The sequence below is a fragment of the Salinicola tamaricis genome (genome assembly GCF_003006155.1).
In the GTDB taxonomy this organism is placed as follows: domain Bacteria; phylum Pseudomonadota; class Gammaproteobacteria; order Pseudomonadales; family Halomonadaceae; genus Salinicola; species Salinicola tamaricis.
In genome coordinates this window covers 3643644-3661269 of record NZ_CP023559.1, presented here as the reverse complement: position 1 = coordinate 3661269, position 17626 = coordinate 3643644, and the positions used below count along the sequence as shown (strand labels likewise).

Here is a 17626-nt window from a genome sequence, read left to right as displayed (position 1 = left end):
AGCAACAAATTATGATCATTTATTCTTTTGTAGAATAAAGCAGAGGCGCTAAGGTGCCCTTGTTGGCAATCCATGACTAGCAGGATTCGGCCCGATGTATCGCTACGATGCCTATGACCAGACGCTCGTCGACGAGCGCGTAAACCAGTTTCGCGACCAGATGGATCGCTATCTCGCCGGCAAGCTGGGCGAGGAAGAATTCCGTCCCGTTCGTCTTCAGAACGGTCTCTATATTCAACGCCATGCGCCGATGCTGCGTATCGCCATCCCTTACGGCATGCTCAGCAGCGCGCAACTGCGCGCCCTGGCGGCGATCACCCGCCGCTACGATCGCGGCTATGGCCACTTCACCACGCGCCAGAACCTGCAGCTCAACTGGCCGGCGCTGGAAGACGTGCCCGAGATCCTGGCCGATCTGGCCAAGGTGCAGATGCACGCTATCCAGACCAGCGGCAACTGTATCCGCAACACCACCAGCGACCAGTTCGCGGGCATTGCCAAGGACGAAGTGGTCGACCCACGGCCTTGGTGTGAGCTGATCCGGCAGTGGTCCACGCTGCACCCCGAGTTCGCCTATCTGCCGCGCAAGTTCAAGATCGCGGTGACCGGAGCCACCGACGATCGCGCGGCGATTCACGTCCATGACATTGGCCTGCGCCTGTGGCTCGACGATGCCGGCGAGTTGCGCGTGCGTGTGCTTGCCGGGGGCGGCATGGGTCGTACACCGATGATCGGGGAAGTCGTGCGTGAGGATCTGCCCTGGCAGCACCTGCTCACCTATCTCGAAGCGATCGTCCGGGTCTACAACCAGTTCGGCCGCCGCGACAACAAGTTCAAGGCGCGCATCAAGATCCTGGTCAAGGCACTGGGCGTCGAGGAGTTCACCCGCCGCGTCGAGGCCGAGTGGGCGCATCTCAAGGATGGCCCGCAGACCTTGAACGAAGATGCTGTGGACGAAGCCAAGACGCACTTCCCCGATCCGGCGCGTCGCCCGGTCGCCGAATCCGCGATTGTCGCCTACGAGACACTTCGCCAGGAAAATCGCGCCTTTGCCCGTTTCGTGACCAACAACGTGATGGATCACAAGGTACCGGGCTACAAGGCGGTCACGCTGTCGTTGAAACGTCGCGAGGCGGCCCCGGGAGATATTACTGCCGATCAGATGGACGCGGTGGCCGAGCTCGCCGAGCGCTACGGCTTCGGTGAACTGCGCGTTACCCATGAGCAGAACCTGGTGCTTTCCGATGTGCCGGTGGACGAGATCGAAACCCTGTGGCAAAAGCTCGATGCCCTGGGCATGGCCAACCCCACGGTAGGTACGCTCAACGACATTATCTGCTGCCCCGGCGGTGATTTCTGCTCGCTGGCCAACGCGGTATCGATCCCGATTGCCCAGGCGATCCAGGAACGTTTCGAGGACCTCGACTACCTCTACGACCTGGGGCCGATCGATCTCAACATTTCCGGCTGCATGAACGCCTGCGGCCACCACCATGTGGGCAATATCGGCATTCTCGGCGTCGACAAGAAAGGCGAGGAGTACTATCAGATCTCGCTGGGCGGCAACGCCGACGACGACGTTTCGCTGGGCAAGATCCTCGGCCCCTCTTTCTATCGCGAAGACGTGCCCGGGGTCATCGACAAGGTGCTTCAGGTCTACGTCGAGAAGCGTCTCGACGATGAACGCTTCCTGGACACCTATCGCCGTGTCGGTCACCAGGCTTTCAAGGAGCGGGTCTATGCCTGAATCGGATACCTCACTCGAAGCACGCGAAGTCGTCACGACTCGCGCGCCGCTGATCAAGCTGGGTCAGCACGTCGAGGACACCTGGGTGCTGTCGCGGGACACAGAGACGCTGCCGGAGAGCCGTCCGGCGATCGTACCGCTGGCGCTGTGGCAGGCGCACAGCGCCGACGCCGAGCTGGCACCCTGGCTGCCCAGTGATACCGAGCTGACCCCGGCGCTGGTGGCCACCCTTGAACAAGCAGCGCTGGTAGCGATCGACTTCCCCGCCTTCACCGATGGCCGTGGCTATACCCTCGCCCGACTGCTGCGCGAACGCTTCGGCTACGCCGGCGAGATTCGCGCCATCGGTGATGTGCTCATCGATCAGCTCTACTACATGAGCCGCTGCGGCTTCGATGCCCTGGCCCTGCGCGAGGATCAGGATATCGAAGCAGCGCTGCGCGCGCTCACGGCGTTCAGCGTCAGCTATCAGCCGGCGGTGGATCTCCACGAGCCGCTGTTCGCCCGCCGTCTGCGCGAGCATCGAACTGGCTGAGCCTGGCTCTGTGACGAAAAAACCCCGGTTTACGCCGGGGTTTTTTATGGCTATCCGCTACCACCCTCCGTTCAGGCTTTGCGTTGACCGGCGCCTCCGCTAGCCGCGCCGCTTCTGCTGCCTTTCGCGGTTGTTGGCGCGGGCGCGCTCCGACTTGCGCAGCATCACGAAGGTCGCGCCGAGCCCGCCCAGCTGGGGCGGCGCCGAGGCAAACGCCTGCACCTCCTCGAACTGCTGCAGCCAGTGATGAAGATAGGAGCGCACGACGTTGGCACGACCGTTGTCCTCGCTGGAACGCCCGTGCACGATCAGCACGCTGCGCAGATCGTGGGCGTAGGCATCCTTGAGAAAGCCGAACAGCGCGCGCCGACATTCGAGCACCGGCATGCGCATCAGGTGCAGACGTGCCTCGGCGGCGTAGCCGCCATGACGCAAGCGCTCGAGGACGCCGATCTGAATACCATCGCGGCGGTACTCGATCGGATCGTGGGCGCCGACCAGATCGACGAACTCGTCGGAGAGAAAATCGCGCTCGTCGGCGCGCCCCTGCTGTGCACTCTCACGGCGGGCCAGCTGCGCTTCCGAGGGCGCTGCGCGCCGCCGCTCGACTCGCGCCTTGTCGCCGCCTTTGGTCAGCGGGCGAACGTCACTGCCCAAAGCTTGTCGGAAGGCCTGATGCTCGTTGGTGGCATGACTCATGATGGCGCTCCTCCTGTGATCGGCTCGGGCACCCCGCACCGCGGGCGATAGAGTGGCACCACGTGATGGCAGACGGTGTGGTGACACAGGACTGATATGAGGATCAGCCTCTTCGAATGCTAGCACGAGGTTCGGCGACTGCCTCAATCATCGCTTGCGGACTCCCGCCATCGCGCAAGCACCGCTATGCTCCAGGGCATGCCGTCACGATCACCGTGCCGACCAGCCCTAACTTCAAGCTCAGGAACATCGATACGCCCATGCTACGTACGCTGAAATGGATCTTCATTGCGCTGTTCGTGCTGCTCGTCACTGCCGCCGGCTGGTTCTGGTACACCTACAAGAGTCCTTACGGCTACCACCCCGCCGAGCCTGCGATGGTGGATACGCGCATTCCGCGACAGGATGTCTTCGTCTACGGCACCCTGCGGTATAGCGGGGTTCGCTGGCTGGTGACCGGCCGTGCCGGCGATAGCCGCCCTGCCACCCTGGCTGGCTATCGTAAACAGGATCTCGATGTGATCCCGGACGACGGTGGTCAAGTAGCGGGTGAGATCATCAGCGTCACACCGGATGAGCTGCGCGCACTCGATCGCTATGAGCGCGTCGGCGTGCGCTACCAGCGCGAGAGCGTCAAGCTCGAGGATGGCAGCATCGTCTGGATCTATAGACTCATCGATCAGTAGGTTCTAACCAAGGATGTTAGATAACGGTATAAGTCTGGTAATGACAGGATCACCCTAGACGTCTCCCGTTTGAGCCTCGTTCGGGGCGAACGTACAATGCAGACTCTCTCTCGACCGAACCTGCAGGCGCCATGCCCACGCTCACGCTCTATCACAACCCGCGCTGTTCCAAATCGCGCGAAGCACTGTCGCTGCTCGAATCACGCCGCGTATCGATGTCATGCTGCATCGCTACCTGGACAATCCGCTCGACCGTGATCAGCTCGCGGCACTGGCCCGGCGCCTGGGCGACGACGCGCCGCAGATGCTGCGCCGTGATGAGTCCGAGTGGCGCCAGATGGGCATCGACGACCCTACCCTGGCGCAGATTCTCGATGCCATCGCCGCCCATCCCCGGCTGCTGCAGCGTCCCATCGCTGATGATGGTGAGTACGCAGTCATCGGGCGCCCTCCGCAAGCCGTACTGCAGTTGATCTGAAGCCACTCGATGCCCGGCCCCTGGCGTCATGCCAAGACGCTACCCCACTACGCTACCCGCTTCTGAGGAGATCCGATGGGCTCTGATACCGCGACCCGGGGCAACGATATGCCCTACGTGCTGGTTCTCTACTATTCGCGCCACGGCGCTACCCGGACCCTGGCCGACGAGATCGCCAAGGGCGTCGACAGCGTGGCCGGTATCGAGGCGCGTCTGCGCACCGTCCCGGCGGTCTCCCCGGTCAGCGAGGCGACCGCACCGGCGATTCCCGACGAGGGGGCGATCTACGTCGAAGAGGAAGATCTACGCCAGTGCGCCGGTCTGGCCCTCGGCAGCCCGACCCGCTTCGGCAACATGGCGGCGCCGCTCAAGTACTTCCTGGATACCACCAGCGGTCTGTGGATGAACGGTGTCCTGGTGGATCGTCCGGCCACCGCCTTCACCTCCACCGCGAGCCTGCACGGTGGCCAGGAGAGTACGCTGCTGACCATGCTGATCCCGCTGCTGCATCACGGCATGGTCTATGCCGGCGTGCCCTACAGCGAAACCCCGCCTGATTCATACCCATAGTGGCGGCACGCCCTATGGCACCAGCCACGTTGCTGGCGCCGATGGCTCGCGCGAGGTCGACGACGACGAGCGTCATCTGGCTCGCGCCCAAGGCCGGCGTATCGCCGAACTATCGCTGGGTCTGGCACGGATGCGCGAGGCGCGCGGATGAGCGAACGACCTGCAGCCGAGCCGCCCACTGATGCCTCGTCAGACGCCTCGATCAAGGCACGCCGCAATGTCTGGATCGCCTATCTGGTGCTGCTGGCGCTGCTGATCATCGGCGGCCTCTGGCGCTACTCACAGGCTCACGCCGAAGCCGCGGCCCTGGTAGTTCGGGCGCTGCCGCTGGTGCTGTTCCTGCCGACGCTGCTGCTGCGCCGCCGGCGTGGCCATTTGTGGCTGACCGCGGTGGGGCTGCTCTACCTGGCCCAAGGCGGGGTGATCATGGCCAACGGCGGCGTGTCACCGCTGGTGATCGCCGAGATGCTGGCCGCGGCGGCGCTGGCGGTCTCCGCCTTTCGCTATTTCCGCAGCCAGGGGCCGCACCAACGCCGTTCCTCATGAGGCCGTCCGGCGCGCTGATCCTGGCCATGCTGGCGCTCAGCGTGATCGCCAGTCTCCTAGCGTGGCCGCTATGGCCGGCGGCGATCCTCGCCTGGCTGGCGACCCTGCGCCTGCTGCGTGGTCTACCACGCGCCTCCCGCCGGCAGGCAGGGCTACTGCTGGCCGTGGGAGCACTACTCTGGGGAATCGCCCTGGCCCGGGGCACGCCGTACCCGCTATCGCACGCCTTCACCACCAACCAGACACTGCTGATGATGTTCGCCGGGGTCAGCTTCCTGACTCTGGCGACCCCGGCGGTGCGTAGCGGTGAAGCGCGCAGCGGTAGCCGGCTGGGGACGCTGTTGGGCGCGCATCTGTTCGGCGCCGCGATCAATCTTTCGGTGGTGTTTCTATTCGGCGAACGCATGCAGCGTGACGGCCGCCTCAACCGAACCCAGGCGGCCATTCTCGGTCGCAGCTTCGCCGCCGCCGCGACCTGGTCGCCCTTCTTCGTGGCCATGGGCGTGGCGCTCACCTATGCGCCCGGACTCGACTACCTGGCGCTGCTGCCCTGGGGCCTGCTGGCCGGAGCGGCGCTTTTATTAGTCAATCTGGCCGATGTGGCGCGCCTGGACGAACCCTTCCAGGGCTACCGATCGAGCGCAGCGCCCTACTGCTGCCGTGCCTGCTAGCGCTCGCGGTAATCGCTCTCCACCTGCTTTGGCCGGCACTCTCGATTCCGCTGATCATTGCTTGGTAGCGCCGCCCTTCGCTCTGCTGCTGATGCCGCGTGACGACCGCCGCACGCGTCTGCGACGCCATTTCACCCAAGGGCTGCAGGGGCTTGCACCCCAGTTTGCGCTGTTCCTCGCCGCTGGGGTCATCTCCACCGGGCTGACGGCACTGCTGGCGAGCCTGCCCCATGGGCTCGATCTGCCACTGTCGCACTTCGGCCACTGGCAGGCGTGGTGTGCCTTGGGGTTGATCGTGGCCATCGCCTTCACCGGCGTGCATCCGCTGATCGGTATCGCTACCCTGGCGCCGCTGGTGGCACCGCTGCATCCCGACCCGACGCTGCTCGGCATGCTGTTTCTGATGAGCTGGGCATTGGGCACCGGCAGCAGCCCGCTCTCCGGCAGCAATCTGGCGATCTGCGTGCGCTACGGCATCAAGGCACGCCACATGCTGCGTTGGAACCTGGCTTATGCATTCGGTGGCTGGCTGGCCTGTGGCGCGGTTTTCGCACTGCACGCCGCCGCGGCATGACGCCGCCGGCGTAAGGAACGGCTTGACGTCGGCCACCGGGCTGCAATGATGACATCAAAGACACGCCAACGGAGAACCATCATGAGCGATCTGGCCGGCCTGCGCCGCGACTACGAGGGCGAGTCCCTGGCACCCGAGCATACCCCCGACGATCCGATGGCGCTGTTCGACCACTGGCTGGAACAGGCGCTCGCCAGTGAGGGACTCGACGCCAATGCCATGACCCTGGCCACGGTAGACGGCGCCGGCTACCCACACGCGCGTATCGTCCTGCTCAAGGGGGTCGATCCGGATGGCCTGCTGTTCTACACCAACTACCAGAGCCAGAAAGGCAACGAGTTGGCTCACGTCGCTCACGCCGCGCTGGTGTTCTGGTGGCCCGGGCTGCAGCGCCAGGTACGCGTCGAGGGCCGAGTGGAGAAAGTCACCACGGCACGCTCGGACGACTACTTCGCCAGCCGCCCACGCAAGAGCCAGTTGGCGGCCTGGGTCTCCCAGCAAAGCGTGGAGATCCCCGGGCGCGACTGGCTCAAGGAGCGTCTGGCGCGCTTCGAGCAGGTGTATGCGGAGAAGGACGTCGAACGCCCGCCGCACTGGGGCGGCTATCGTGTGGTGCCTCAGGCGATGGAGTTCTGGCAGGGGCAGCGCAGCCGCCTGCACGACCGCGTGCGCTACTCACGCCACGACGAGCACGACGCCACCTGGCACCGCACGCGTCTCGCCCCTGAGGCACTCGTCGCCCGTACCGACGCCCCAGGGCCGATAGCGCCAGTCAGAAAAAAACGCCCGGTCGCAACGACCGGGCGTTCTGGTTCGAACCCGACCGCCAGCTTACTCGGCAGTGCCCTCGGTCCACTTCTTGACCACATCGGGATGCTCGCTGACCCACTTCTTGGCATTCGCGTACGGGTCGCTACCCGGCTCCTGGTTCATCAGCATCACCTCGCTCATCTGCTCCGGCGTCCAGTAGAAGTTGTCGAGGATCGCGTAGGCCTGCGGCATACGCTCCTTGAGCCCCTTGTGAACGACAGTGTTGATGTGCTCGGCGTCGCCGTAGGCTTTCTTGGGATCTTCGAGATACTTCAGGTCCCAGCGCGCGAACATCCAGTGCGGGGTCCAGCCGGTGACCACGATGTTCTCATGGTTCTTGATCGCGTTACCCAGCGCCGAGGTCATTGCTGCGCCACTGCTCGACTGCAGCGAGAGGTTGTCGATGTCGTAATCCTTCATCGCTTTTTCGGTCATCGACATCAGGCCGGCGCCCGGATCGATGCCCACGATCTTGTCATCGAAGAGATCCGCATTCGCGTTGAGATCGGCGATCGAGGAGACCTTCTCATAGGTGTACTCGGGCACTACCAGCCCCAGCTTGGTGCCATCGAGATTGGGACCGAGGTCCTCGACCTTGTCCTTCACCTTGGCCAGATAGTCTCCGTGGGTGGTCGGCAGCCAGGCGGCGACGATGGCATCGGCATCGCCGGTGCCCACCGCCTGCCACATCACCGCAGCGGAGAGCGAATCCATGTTGACCTTGTAGCCCTCCTGCTCGAGCACTGCGCGCACCACGTTGGTGGAAGCGACTTCCGATGCCCACTCCACATAGGCGAGGTTGATCGTGCCCTTGTTCTCCTCGGCCTGGGCGGCACCCGCGCTGAGACTGACCCCCGCGGCCATGGCGAGCATGGTGTAACGAACCGATTGCGACAGTAGATTGCGTGTCATCGACTTTCCCTTCTTGTGCTTGGTTTGGCTTGACGTACTGACTTGCTTGACGCACTAACGCTCGGTACCGATCCGGGTTACGGCTGGGCCGTGACCCGGGGCTGCCGGCAGCAGCGTTCGCGACGGCCGAAGCCGACGCGCCGAACTCGGCTGGCCACGCCGCCGGCTGCGGCCGGCGGCGCAGCGTCACTTGGCCCGCTTGCGCCCCCGGAACGACTGGGTCAGACGGTCTAACAGCATGGCCATGATGACCACCGCGAGACCCGCCTCGAAACCGTCACCCGGGCGCAGGCGCTGGATCGCCCGCCACACTTCGCTACCCAGACCGTTGGCACCGATCATGGCGGCGATCACCACCATCGACAGCGACAGCATGATGGTCTGGTTGATACCGCCCATCAGGGTCGGCAGCGACAGCGGCAGCTGCACCTTGACCAGCTTCTGAGTCCGGGTCGAGCCGAAGGCATCCGCGGCCTCGACCAGCTCCGTGGGCACCTGGCGGATCCCCAGGGTGGTGAAGCGAATCGCCGGCGGCATCGCAAAGATGACCGTGGCGAAGATGCCGGAGACCGAGCCGATGCCGAAAAACGGAATCGCCGGAATCAGGTAGACGAAGGCCGGCATCGTCTGCATGAAATCCAGCACCGGCATGATCACACGATAGAAGCGATCGGAGACCGCAGCCAGAATTCCCAGCGGCAACGCGATGACTACCGCTACCAGCGTGGCGATCACCACCAGGGTCAGCGTCTGGATCATCGGGTTCCACAGACCCAGATTCCAGATCAGCGCCAGACCCAGCGCCGCCCCGATGGCGAGCCGACGCCCGCTGAGCCGCCAGCACAGCAGCACGATCAGTCCCAGCAAGGCCCACTCAGGCAACCACATCAGACCGTCGTTGAGCAGATTGATGCCCGCCTGGGTGGTTCGCGAGATAGCCCGCGTCACGCCGGAGAACTCAGTGGTCAAAAAGTTCAGGCCGCTCTCGATCCAACTACCGAGCGGGATTCTTGGGATCTCGAAGTTCATTTATGCCTCTCCCGCCGTCGCCAGTTGTTCGAGTACTGCGCCCTTGACCACCACACCGAGCAGCCGCTGCTCCTCGTCGACCACGGCAATCGGACAGTGGCGCTTGGTGAACATGGAATAGAGTCGGGAGAGCGATTCGTCCGGCCCGACGCAGGGATAGTCGTCATCGATCAGCTCACGAATCGAATCCGCGCCGGCCTTGGCCGCTTCGTCGGCTTTCTCGGCATCGACGACGCCCAGCAGCTTGCGCTCCCGATCGATCACATAGATCGAGTCGAGACTGCTCTCGACCATCTTGCGCAGCACGGTACGCGGGCCGTCTTCGATGCGGGCAGTCGCCCGTACCGGGCGCATGGCCCGGCGTGCCGTCACTACCCGCGACCTGTCGACCCCCTGAGTGAAGCGCGCCACGTAGTCGTCGGCCGGAGAGGTGAGGATCTCTTCGGGGGTACCGATCTGCACCTCCTCACCGTCACGCAGCAGGATGATGCGGTCGCCGATATTGAGCGCCTCGTCGAGATCGTGGGTAATGAAGATAGTGGTCTTCTGCATGCGATGCTGAAGCTCGATAAGCTCCTGCTGCATGTCACGCCGAATCAGTGGGTCCAGCGCCGAGAAGGCCTCGTCCATCAGCAGTACGCTGGAGTCGTTGGCCAGCGCCCGGGCCAGGCCGACACGCTGCTGCATGCCGCCGGAGAGCTGATTGGGGTAGGAGTCCTCCCAGCCTTCGAGCCCGACCTGCTTGAGCGCATCGGCCGCCTTCTTGGCCCGCTCTTCCTTGGGGATGCCGCGAATCTCGAGCCCATACTCGGCATTCATGCGCACGGTACGGTGGGGAAACAGCGCGAAGTTCTGGAACACCATCGAGAAGTGCTTGCGACGGCACTGCAGCAGCGCCTTCTCGCTCAGTTGGGGGATGTTCTCCCCGTCGATGATGATATCGCCCTCGGTGGGCTCGATGAGACGGTTGAGACAGCGGATGAGGGTGGACTTGCCTGACCCCGAGAGCCCCATGATGACCAGGAGCTCGCCCTCATGAACGTCGAAATCGATATTGGAAAGGCCGAGTGTCTGCCCCGTTTGCTCCAGAATCTGGGATCGGTTGAGTCCCTGGTCACGTAGTTGGAGCGCTTTCTTGGTGTCGCTACCAAACACCTTGCTCAAGTTACGAACTTGAATCTTGGCTTGCTGTGCGTTTGTCATTTTGTGGCCTGGTTTGGCTGAGCAAAAAGGTCCCGCGCGAGTGTCACCAAAAGGCCGCCGAAGACACACTGTGTTGCTTTGGATACGCAGTGTTTCTGATGGCTTACACGCGCTCGGCCCGGTCGCATCATACGAAATTATGAAAAACCCTTCAAACGACGATGATTTGTAATTGGAAACTCATTCAAGGCGTCATTTCTGCTGGCGCACGATAGCGTGGCGCTCGGTCTCTCCCCCCTCTTCTGCGCTAGCCTCCCAGGCGCCGTGCGAAAGCTGCTGCGCTCACCGGCTTTTCGTCCAAACCCTGGGTGGCAACATCGCCGGCATCGACGCGACGCGTCGCGCTTCAGCCGGCATCAATCCAGCGCCGCCTCCAGACGGTGGCGCTGCCATTCACTCTGCGGCGCATTGAGCTTCAGCGTCGCGTCGATCACACCCTCCTCCAGATTGGTGACGAGCGTGAATCCCAGCTGCTTGAGCAGCCGTCGCATAGGCAGGTTGTCGGTCATCACGGTGCCGACCATGACCAGGGTGCCCACCTGCCGGCTATAGCGAATCATCTTCTCCATCAGTAGCCGCCCGAGCCCGATACCGTGGAGATCATCACGCACAATGATCGAGAATTCGGTACGGATATTGTCGGGATCGTTCCACACCCGGACCACGCCGAGCATCTCCTCACGGTCTCTCTTTTCCTGCGCCATCGACTGCCCCTCGTCAGCCTCTAAAGGCGGCGAACGGCGAACCGCAATGAACGCCATCTGGCGGTCGTAATTGATCTGGCTGAGCTGAGCCAGCTCGCGCATCGACAGCACCGCCTTGTGATGGAAATAGCGGTAGCGAATGCTCTGCTCCGAGAGCCGGGTATGGAACTGGGTGATCAAGGGGGCGTCTTCGCCGCGGATCGGCCGCACTTCGACCTCGCCACCCGCCAGCGTCACCGTCTCACGCAGCTCTTCGGGGTAAGGCATGATCGCCTGCACCGCGCGCTCACCCAGATCGAGGGCGAAGTCGACCGCAGTGAGCCCATCGCGATTGAGCAGCAAAGGGTTGAGTTCGAGCCCCTTCAGCCGTGGCAGATCCGCCGCCATCTGTGACAGCTTGACCAGCAGCTGCGCGACCTGAGTGATCTCCGCCGCGGCATCCTCGCTGTGGGCGCGAATCAGCCGCCCGGCACGAGTCCGATCGATCAGCTCCTCGGCCAAGCGCATGTTGAGCGGGGGTAGCGCGATCTGGCGATCCGCCATCACATCGATCTTGTAGCCGCCGCTGCCGAAGACGATCACCGGACCCAGCTCGGGGTCGCGGGTGATACCGGCGCTCAGCTGCCAGGAGCCCTTGCCACGCTGCATGGTCTGCAGGCAATAGCTGTAGATGGGGCTCTGCGGCAGCGTTTCGGCGATCCGCTCTCCCAGCCGCACCACCGCGTCGACCACGCTGCCGGGCTGCTCCAGGTCCTGGGCCAGCGCACTGGTCTGACGCGAGGCTTCCCGCCAGTAGCGAAATGGCTCGCAGTTGTCGCGATGTACCACCTTGACCGCCCATGGGCCCGGCAGTGTCTGGGTGGCGCGCTCTGCCTCCTCGAAATCCGCCACATAGCGACCGGGTGCGCTCTCGATGCCGTAGGCGGTGAGCACTTGGGCGGTCTCTTCGTGCGTCAGGCGATCACGCCCGCGGCTCAGCGACGCGTCGATCAGCGCATGGCAGCGTTGGCGGATCTCGGGGCTGGAGTCGAACGGCAGCGAAGGCGGCGTCTCGTGGAGCAGCGCCTGTACCCGGCGATAGCGCACCAGGTGCAGGAAGGCGCGTACCGCTTTCTCCGGCGACAGATAGCTGGGAATACCGGCACGATTGAAAGCCGCCCGGGCCACCAGCGCCTCCTTGAGGCCCATCCAGCTCACCAGCAGCCGATGACGATAACGTTGCCGGGCCGCGATCAGCGCCTCGGCGGTGGCTTGCGCCGGTGCCAGCCGGGTCGGCGCGTGGAGCACCAGCACCGCATCCACTTCGGGGTCGCGGGTGACGATATCCAGCGCCGCCAGATAGTCGGCGGGGGTCGCCGAGCCGCCGAGATCGATCGGGTTACGCCCCGGCCGGCTGACATCGAGCCCCGCCTCGAGCAGTGCCGCTACCGTGGCCTCGCCGAACTCCGCCAGCTGGCCCCCACCGTCGATCAGCTTGTCGATCGCCAGCAGTGCCGGCCCCACGCCGTTGGAGACGATCGCCAGCCGGTCACCCCGCGGCGGCTTGAGTCGGGAGAGCGTCTCCAGCGCGTCGAACAGCTCGTCGGAGTCCTCCACCCGTACCACCCCGGCCCGCGCCAGGGCGGCCTCGATCACCGCATCGCGGCGTTCGATACCGGGCGTTTCCGGCAGTTGATCCAGGGTGGCCTGGGGCGTACGACCGCTCTTGATCGCCAGCACGAGACGATTGCGCGAGGCGTCGCGCAGGGCGGTCATGAAGTGGCGCGCATTGCGGATGCTCTCCAGGTGCAGCAGCAACGCCCGGCACTTGCTGGAGAGATTGAGATAATCGATGACATCGGGCAGGCGTACATCGAGGCTGTCGCCGAGGGTGACCAGGTGCGAGAACCCCACTTCGCGCCCCGCCGCCCAGTCGATCATGGCATTGCCGAGCATACCCGACTGTCCCAGGTAGGCGACGCTGCCGTCGGCGATCGGCTGCGCGGCATAGGTGGCGTTGAGCCGCCAGGAGGGTACCGCCACGCCCAGGCACTCCGGCCCCAGCACGCGCATGCCAGAACGCCGGATCGCCTTTTGCAGGCGCCCACGCAAAGACGCCTCGCGTTCGAGCGAGGCGCCTCCGGAAAGAATGAGTGCAGCACGCACCCCGATCGCACTCAAATCGTCGATCACTTTGGGCAGGCTGCGTAGCGGCGAGCAGATCACGGCGAGATCGGGTGGGCGCGGCAGATCGGCAATGCGGCGCAGGCACTCGACACCATGCACGTCGGCATAACCGCGCGGGTTGACCGTCCAGAGCGGCTTGTCGAACTGCCCTTCCAGCAGATTGCGCAATACCACTCCTCCCAGCGACTCGGGCTTGGGGGACGCTCCGATCACGACCAGTGACTGGGGCGCGAAAAATCGACGCAGGAATTGCGTGGCCACGGTGGACCTCACGGCTCGGGTTATGGTTATTTCAACCCTACACGCTCAGCGCTCCCGCGTTGAGCCCTGGTCTGGATTTAGCCATACCGCCCGACCCCACGGGGTGGGTACCCCAGCACGTCAGCGCCCCGGAGGGTCGAAACCGCCGATGATCACGTCGTACCTCACGCATCCCGACTTCGCTCGGCACGACATGGGCGGCTCGCATCCGGAAGCGCCCGTGCGCCTCGAGGTAATTCGCAAGCGCCTGATGCTCAGCGGCCTGCTGCAACAGACCATGCAGTCGGAAGCACCGCCGGCGAAACCGCTCGCTCTGGCCCGCGTTCACGCCCCAGACTACCTGGAAACACTCGCGTGCCAGCGTCCCCAAAACGGCTTGCAGACGCTGGATAACGACACGCGCATGGGCCCGTGGACGCTCGAGGCGGCGGCGCTCGCTGCCGGTGCCGCGATCAAGGGTGTCGACCTGGTCTGCGGTAACCGCGCCGACAACGTCTTCTGCGCCGTGCGCCCTCCCGGGCACCACGCCGAACGTGCCATGGCGATGGGCTTCTGTTTCTACAACAACGTCGCCGTCGCCGCGGCGCACGCACGAGCCATGCATGGCCTGGAGCGTATCGCTATCCTCGATTTCGATGTCCATCAGGGCAACGGCACCCTGGACATCTTTCACGACGACCCGAACGTGCTGATCTGCAGCAGCTATCAGGAGGCGTTCTATCCTTGGCGCTACCTCGAAGGCGACTGGCCCAACGTGGTCAACACCGCGCTGCCCGCCGGCACCGCAGCCGTGACTTCCGCCTGGCAATCGAGCGTGACTGGCTGCCGGCGCTGGAGCGCCATCGCCCGCAGTTGGTGCTGCTCTCCAGCGGCTTCGATGCCCACCGCGAAGATCCACTGGGAGAACTGGCGCTGGAGCACGGCGATTTCTACTGGATCACCCACCTGGCGATGGATATCGCCCGTCGCTATGCCGGGGGCAAGCTGGTGTCGGTACTCGAGGGCGGCTATCACCCCAAGGCGCTGCCGCTGAGTGTCGAAGCGCATATCACCGCGCTGCTCGGCCAGCCCTATCCCGGCTAGAACGACTGCCGCTCCCGCGACGCTCTCGTCACGCGCAACGTCGTCATGTGGCAGAGCCGGCCCGGGGCGCTGTGATATTCTGGGTCCAAACCGACCCAGACAGAGATTTTCATGGCCGCCAGCAACGATCAGGATGCCGCGCTGCGCATCGCCTCGGGCCGCAAGCCCTTCGTCGAGCCCCTGCGCCTGGGTGAACGGCTCAAGCAGATTCGTCTCTCCAACCAGTGGACCCTGGGCGACGTCAGCGCACGCACGGGGCTGGCACGTTCGACCCTGTCCAAGATCGAGAACGACCAGATCTCGCCCACCTTCAGTGCGGTGCAGAAACTGATCACCGGGCTGGGCATCGATCTTCCGCAACTGCTGACCCCGGCCAAGTCGCGCTCCCACTCCCGCGGGCGGCGCGATCTCACCCCCAGCGGCGATGGTAAGCAGCACCCCACCCCCACCTACGAACATGAACTACTCTCTTGGCAGTTGGCGCAGAAACGCATGGTGCCATTCAAGACCATCGTGCGGGCACGCCGCTTCGACGAATTCCAGGAGTGGGTGCGCCACGCCGGCGAAGAGTTCCTGATGGTGCTGGAGGGCGAGATCCTGATCTACACCGAATTCTACGAACCGCTCGCCATGGCCACCGGCGATTCGCTCTACTTCGACAGCGACATGGGCCACGCGCTGGTCTCCACCAGCGACACCGATGCCGTGGTGCTGTCGGTCTGCACGCCGGGCGAAGGTGACTAGTCAGGCGACACCGATTGTCTGACCCCTTCTTCGCCCGCCCATGCCGACCATAGACCCCGTTTTCCCGATCCGAGGAGCCCACTACCGATGCAACATCTCGACGACGCCACGCGGACCGAACTCGAGGCGGCCGCTTTCCGCCGCCTGCTGCGCCACCTGGATGCTAACAAGGACGTGCAGAACATCGATCTGATGATCCTTGCCGACTTCTGCCGCAACTGCCTCTCCAAGTGGCTGGTGAGCGCCGCCGAAGAGCGCGGTGAGACGCTCGACTATGAAGCCGCACGTGAATACGTCTACGGCATGCCCTACTCAGAGTGGAAGGCCAATCATCAGGCGCCGGCCAGCGATGCGCAGCTGGCCGCGCTGGAAGCGCGCCAACAGCGCAAGGCCAACGGCGGAGCGGATGCATGAGCGAGTCGTTGATCCCGCTGTCGATCGCGGTGTTGACCGTCTCCGACACCCGCGATGAGCAGAGCGACCGCTCCGGCCAGACCCTGGTCGAGCGGCTCGAAGGGGCCGGCCACCGCCTGGCCGAAAAGCGCATCGTGCCGGATGACGTCTATCGTATCCGCGCGGTCGTCGCCACCTGGATCGCCGACCCCGAGGTGCAAGTGATCCTGACCACGGGTGGCACCGGCTTCACCGGGCGCGATTCGACCCCGGAAGCAATAGCGCCGCTGCTCGACAAGCATATCGAGGGCTTCGGCGAGCTGTTCCGCCAGGTCTCGTTCGAGGAGATTGGCAGTTCCACGGTGCAGAGCCGCTGTCTCGGCGGCCTGGCCAATCGCACCGTGATCTTTGCCCTGCCCGGCTCCACCGGCGCCTGCCGCACCGGTTGGGACCGCATCCTCGGCGAGCAGCTCGACAGCCGCCACCGTCCGTGCAACTTCGCCAATCTGGTGATTCCGGAACGAGGCACCCACACGCATGGCTAAAACGACACCCCCGCTGGAGAGCGTCGAGCGCGCGCGGGAAGCCCTGCTCGACGGCGTGACCCCGTTGGGCGCCGAGCGCATCGCCTGCGCCGAAGCGGCCGGCCGCGTGCTGGCGCGGGAGGTTGCTGCGGCGCTCGACGTGCCGCCTGCCGACAACAGCGCCATGGACGGCTACGCCCTGGCCAGCGGCGACTCCGGCAACGCCCTGCCGATCTCGCAACGCATCGCCGCCGGTCAAGCCCCGCAGCCGCTGGCACCCGGCACTTGCGCACGCCTGTTCACCGGCAGCGAGATACCGCCCGGTGCCGACTGCGTGGCGATCCAGGAAAACGTTACCCTCGAGGATGGGCTGGCACGCATACCACCCACTCAGCCGGGCCAGAACGTGCGCCGGCGTGGGCTCGACGTCAGTGTGGGCAGCCGCCTGCTCAGCGCCGGCACCCGCCTGGGCGCCGCCGCTCTGGGTTTGCTTGCGGGCCAAGGGCTGGAGACTGTCGAGGTAGTGAGGCGCCCGCGGGTGGCGCTGCTGCTGACCGGGGATGAGATCGTCGAACCGGGACAGCCGCTGGCGCCGGGGCAGGTCTACAACAGCAACGGGGCGATGCTGGCGAGCCTGATCGCGCGCTTCGGCGGCGAGCTGGTGGCCCAGGTGCGGGTCGCCGACAGTTTCGATACCACCCGCGCCCAGCTCGCCAAGGCGGCGGCAAAGGCCGATGTGATCGTCACTACCGGTGGTGTCAGTGTCGGCGAGGAGGATCACGTCAAACCGGCGCTGGAGCAGCTCGGTGAGCTAACGCTGTGGCGCCTGGCCATGCGCCCGGGCAAACCGCTGGCACTGGGGACCATCGGCACCACGCGAGTGGTCGGTCTGCCGGGCAACCCCGTATCGAGCTATGTCGGCGCCTGGCTCTATCTGCGTCCGCTGCTGGGCGCACTGATGGGATGCCTGGATCAACTGGAGCTGCCCCGGGTCCCCGCCGAGGCGGATTTCAGCACTCGCACCGAGGGTCGCCGCCACTATCTGCGCGCCACCTTGGCATTCGAAGGCGAGCGCATCGTGGCGCGGGCCTATCCGGAACAGAGCTCCGCCGTGCTCACCTCCTGCGCGGCCACCAACGCCTTCGCGGTGATTCCGCCGCACAGCGACATCTCTCCCGGCGATCGGGTCGAATGCCTCTGGCTTGAAGCCTGACGCAGGCGCAGAAACAGAAGCCGCTCGAAGACAGCCGGCGAGCCACTGGGCTCGCTGGCGCTGGCTCATGGTCCCTAC

16 protein-coding genes and 3 pseudogenes are annotated in these 17626 nt (G+C 64.8%); 14 read left to right on the top strand and 5 right to left on the bottom strand.

Going from position 1 to position 17626, the window contains the following annotated elements:
- The first annotated feature begins 94 nt into the window (after positions 1–94).
- Together CN538_RS16875 and CN538_RS16870 are read left to right on the top strand one after the other, a co-directional pair.
- On the top strand, positions 95–1747 hold the full coding sequence (locus CN538_RS16875) for a nitrite/sulfite reductase (protein WP_106420183.1): 1653 nt from the start codon (positions 95–97) through the stop codon (positions 1745–1747).
- Positions 1740–2282: a DUF934 domain-containing protein gene (locus CN538_RS16870; protein ID WP_106420182.1), complete on the top strand. Its 543-nt coding sequence runs from the start codon at positions 1740–1742 to the stop codon at positions 2280–2282. The genes CN538_RS16875 and CN538_RS16870 overlap by 8 nt, the downstream gene beginning before the upstream one ends.
- A gap of 99 nt (positions 2283–2381) precedes the next feature.
- Here the strand turns inward: CN538_RS16870 and smrA are convergent, their stop codons facing one another.
- Entirely contained in the window at positions 2382–2981 is a 600-nt protein-coding gene (gene smrA / locus CN538_RS16865) for a DNA endonuclease SmrA (RefSeq protein ID WP_106420181.1), read from the bottom strand.
- A gap of 260 nt (positions 2982–3241) precedes the next feature.
- Here smrA and CN538_RS16860 point away from each other — a divergent pair, with 260 nt between their 5' ends.
- From CN538_RS16860 to pdxH, 7 genes and pseudogenes are all read left to right on the top strand, one after another.
- A complete protein-coding gene (locus tag CN538_RS16860) occupies positions 3242–3667 on the top strand; it encodes a gamma-glutamylcyclotransferase family protein (RefSeq protein WP_164999646.1) in 426 nt (141 codons plus the stop codon).
- A 220-nt stretch (positions 3668–3887) separates the two neighbouring features.
- Positions 3888–4145: an ArsC/Spx/MgsR family protein gene (locus CN538_RS16855; RefSeq protein WP_340638162.1), complete on the top strand. Its 258-nt coding sequence runs from the start codon at positions 3888–3890 to the stop codon at positions 4143–4145.
- A gap of 108 nt (positions 4146–4253) precedes the next feature.
- A pseudogene (gene wrbA, locus CN538_RS16850) lies at positions 4254–4866 on the top strand (NAD(P)H:quinone oxidoreductase).
- Positions 4863–5261: a DUF2069 domain-containing protein gene (locus CN538_RS16845; RefSeq protein WP_106420179.1), complete on the top strand. Its 399-nt coding sequence runs from the start codon at positions 4863–4865 to the stop codon at positions 5259–5261. Before wrbA ends, CN538_RS16845 begins: the two are co-directional and overlap by 4 nt.
- Positions 5258–5932 carry a hypothetical protein gene (locus CN538_RS23465; protein ID WP_242495296.1) on the top strand — a complete coding sequence of 225 codons (675 nt, stop codon included), beginning with the start codon at positions 5258–5260 and terminating at the stop codon, positions 5930–5932. Before CN538_RS16845 ends, CN538_RS23465 begins: the two co-directional genes overlap by 4 nt.
- A gap of 61 nt (positions 5933–5993) precedes the next feature.
- Complete coding sequence (locus CN538_RS23460) at positions 5994–6506, top strand: hypothetical protein (protein ID WP_242495295.1); 513 nt, start codon at positions 5994–5996, stop codon at positions 6504–6506.
- Positions 6507–6584: 78 nt separating this feature from the next.
- Positions 6585–7232: pseudogene (pdxH, locus tag CN538_RS16835) on the top strand (pyridoxamine 5'-phosphate oxidase); the annotation flags it as partial.
- A gap of 105 nt (positions 7233–7337) precedes the next feature.
- Here the strand turns inward: pdxH and CN538_RS16830 are convergent.
- The 4 genes from CN538_RS16830 to CN538_RS16815 all read right to left on the bottom strand — a co-directional run bounded on the left by CN538_RS16830 (position 7338) and on the right by CN538_RS16815 (position 13591).
- Positions 7338–8228, bottom strand: a complete 891-nt coding sequence (locus CN538_RS16830) for a glycine betaine ABC transporter substrate-binding protein (RefSeq protein WP_106420178.1) — start codon at positions 8226–8228, stop codon at positions 7338–7340.
- A gap of 186 nt (positions 8229–8414) precedes the next feature.
- The gene (locus tag CN538_RS16825; protein WP_106420177.1) at positions 8415–9257 is read right to left on the bottom strand and encodes an ABC transporter permease; all 843 of its coding nucleotides are present in this window, start codon (positions 9255–9257) and stop codon (positions 8415–8417) included.
- On the bottom strand, positions 9258–10460 hold the full coding sequence (locus CN538_RS16820) for a quaternary amine ABC transporter ATP-binding protein (RefSeq protein WP_106420176.1): 1203 nt from the start codon (positions 10458–10460) through the stop codon (positions 9258–9260).
- 356 nt (positions 10461–10816) lie between these two features.
- Complete coding sequence (locus CN538_RS16815) at positions 10817–13591, bottom strand: bifunctional acetate--CoA ligase family protein/GNAT family N-acetyltransferase (RefSeq protein WP_106420175.1); 2775 nt, start codon at positions 13589–13591, stop codon at positions 10817–10819.
- 148 nt (positions 13592–13739) lie between these two features.
- On the opposite strand from CN538_RS16815, the pseudogene CN538_RS16810 reads away from it, so the two are divergent.
- The 5 genes and pseudogenes from CN538_RS16810 to CN538_RS16790 all read left to right on the top strand — a co-directional run bounded on the left by CN538_RS16810 (position 13740) and on the right by CN538_RS16790 (position 17548).
- A pseudogene (locus CN538_RS16810) lies at positions 13740–14674 on the top strand (histone deacetylase family protein).
- 111 nt (positions 14675–14785) lie between these two features.
- Complete coding sequence (locus CN538_RS16805; protein ID WP_106420174.1) at positions 14786–15418, top strand: helix-turn-helix domain-containing protein; 633 nt, start codon at positions 14786–14788, stop codon at positions 15416–15418.
- A gap of 87 nt (positions 15419–15505) precedes the next feature.
- A complete protein-coding gene (locus tag CN538_RS16800; protein ID WP_106420173.1) occupies positions 15506–15832 on the top strand; it encodes a DUF1244 domain-containing protein in 327 nt (108 codons plus the stop codon).
- Positions 15829–16356 carry a molybdenum cofactor biosynthesis protein B gene (moaB, locus tag CN538_RS16795; protein ID WP_106420172.1) on the top strand — a complete coding sequence of 176 codons (528 nt, stop codon included), beginning with the start codon at positions 15829–15831 and terminating at the stop codon, positions 16354–16356. The genes CN538_RS16800 and moaB overlap by 4 nt, the downstream gene beginning before the upstream one ends.
- On the top strand, positions 16349–17548 hold the full coding sequence (locus CN538_RS16790) for a molybdopterin molybdotransferase MoeA (RefSeq protein WP_106420171.1): 1200 nt from the start codon (positions 16349–16351) through the stop codon (positions 17546–17548). The genes moaB and CN538_RS16790 overlap by 8 nt, the downstream gene beginning before the upstream one ends.
- The last annotated feature ends 78 nt before the right edge of the window (positions 17549–17626 follow it).

What these genes read in the sequence shown, in the direction of transcription:
- CN538_RS16875 (WP_106420183.1), top strand. Translation starts at nt 95, where the DNA reads ATGTATCGCTACGATGCCTATGACCAGACGCTCGTCGACGAGCGCGTA.
- CN538_RS16870 (WP_106420182.1), top strand. Translation starts at nt 1,740, where the DNA reads ATGCCTGAATCGGATACCTCACTCGAAGCACGCGAAGTCGTCACGACT.
- smrA (WP_106420181.1), bottom strand. Translation starts at nt 2,981, where the DNA reads ATGAGTCATGCCACCAACGAGCATCAGGCCTTCCGACAAGCTTTGGGC.
- CN538_RS16860 (WP_164999646.1), top strand. Translation starts at nt 3,242, where the DNA reads ATGCTACGTACGCTGAAATGGATCTTCATTGCGCTGTTCGTGCTGCTC.
- CN538_RS16855 (WP_340638162.1), top strand. Translation starts at nt 3,888, where the DNA reads ATGCTGCATCGCTACCTGGACAATCCGCTCGACCGTGATCAGCTCGCG.
- CN538_RS16845 (WP_106420179.1), top strand. Translation starts at nt 4,863, where the DNA reads ATGAGCGAACGACCTGCAGCCGAGCCGCCCACTGATGCCTCGTCAGAC.
- CN538_RS23465 (WP_242495296.1), top strand. Translation starts at nt 5,258, where the DNA reads ATGAGGCCGTCCGGCGCGCTGATCCTGGCCATGCTGGCGCTCAGCGTG.
- CN538_RS16830 (WP_106420178.1), bottom strand. Translation starts at nt 8,228, where the DNA reads ATGACACGCAATCTACTGTCGCAATCGGTTCGTTACACCATGCTCGCC.
- CN538_RS16825 (WP_106420177.1), bottom strand. Translation starts at nt 9,257, where the DNA reads ATGAACTTCGAGATCCCAAGAATCCCGCTCGGTAGTTGGATCGAGAGC.
- CN538_RS16820 (WP_106420176.1), bottom strand. Translation starts at nt 10,460, where the DNA reads ATGACAAACGCACAGCAAGCCAAGATTCAAGTTCGTAACTTGAGCAAG.
- CN538_RS16805 (WP_106420174.1), top strand. Translation starts at nt 14,786, where the DNA reads ATGGCCGCCAGCAACGATCAGGATGCCGCGCTGCGCATCGCCTCGGGC.
- CN538_RS16800 (WP_106420173.1), top strand. Translation starts at nt 15,506, where the DNA reads ATGCAACATCTCGACGACGCCACGCGGACCGAACTCGAGGCGGCCGCT.
- moaB (WP_106420172.1), top strand. Translation starts at nt 15,829, where the DNA reads ATGAGCGAGTCGTTGATCCCGCTGTCGATCGCGGTGTTGACCGTCTCC.
- CN538_RS16790 (WP_106420171.1), top strand. Translation starts at nt 16,349, where the DNA reads ATGGCTAAAACGACACCCCCGCTGGAGAGCGTCGAGCGCGCGCGGGAA.